2 tRNA genes and 1 rRNA gene are annotated in these 871 nt (G+C 40.1%); all 3 read left to right on the top strand.

Annotation, left to right across the window (positions count from 1 at the left end):
* Positions 1-50 precede the first annotated feature (50 nt).
* A tRNA-Ile gene (locus tag HYG88_RS15140) sits at positions 51-127 on the top strand.
* Between the two features lie 36 nt (positions 128-163).
* Positions 164-239 (top strand) — tRNA-Ala (locus HYG88_RS15135).
* 405 nt (positions 240-644) lie between these two features.
* Positions 645-871 (top strand): 23S ribosomal RNA (locus HYG88_RS15130); the annotation flags it as partial.

Below are 871 nucleotides of genomic sequence, written 5' to 3'. Positions count from 1 at the left end.
TGACGATCGGTAAGAATCCACAACAAGTTGTTCTTCGAAGATGTATCTGAGGGTCTGTAGCTCAGTTGGTTAGAGCACACGCTTGATAAGCGTGGGGTCACAAGTTCAAGTCTTGTCAGACCCACCAAATCTGAAAGATATATCGTTCATTAAATGATAAGCTGGGGACTTAGCTTAGTTGGTAGAGCGCCTGCTTTGCACGCAGGAGGTCAGGAGTTCGACTCTCCTAGTCTCCACCACGAATTAAATGAAATATTTAATTCAAAGCTAAAGTAAATTATAGAAATTAATAAATGTCCAAATAAATCAAAAGAGATTTTGATTTGAGTTTATTAACTTCTGTGATTTATCACAGTTTACTACTCGCTGACGAGGCGGTAGTTAATCATTAACAGATTAGAATTTGAGTCTGAAATAAATTGTTCACTCATTCAATAACAAAGCAAGAGGAAGTAATTCTTTGAGCTGAGTTGTTAGAAATGAGAACTAGCAAAAACACTGAATCAAGCGTTTTGGTATATGAATTTAGATTGAAGCTGTACGGTGATTAAGTTCACGAAACAACAAGCTGTATGAGTAAATGAGAAATCATGAGCTCTGTTGCTACACCCACTTGTAGGTGTAACGACTGTTTGGGGTTGTATAGTCAAGTAATTAAGTGCATGTGGTGGATGCCTTGGCAGTCAGAGGCGATGAAAGACGTAATAGCCTGCGATAAGCTCCGGGGAGGCGGCAAATATCCTTTGATCCGGAGATTTCTGAATGGGGGAACCCACCCGCTATAAGGCGGGTATCATAAGCTGAATACATAGGCTTATGAAGCGAACGAGGGGAAGTGAAACATCTCAGTACCCTTAGGAAAAGAAATCAA

It is taken from the genome of Acinetobacter sp. SwsAc4 (assembly GCF_013391535.1).
In the GTDB taxonomy this organism is placed as follows: Bacteria; Pseudomonadota; Gammaproteobacteria; order Pseudomonadales; family Moraxellaceae; genus Acinetobacter.
This window is presented reverse-complemented; position numbering and strand designations above follow the sequence as displayed.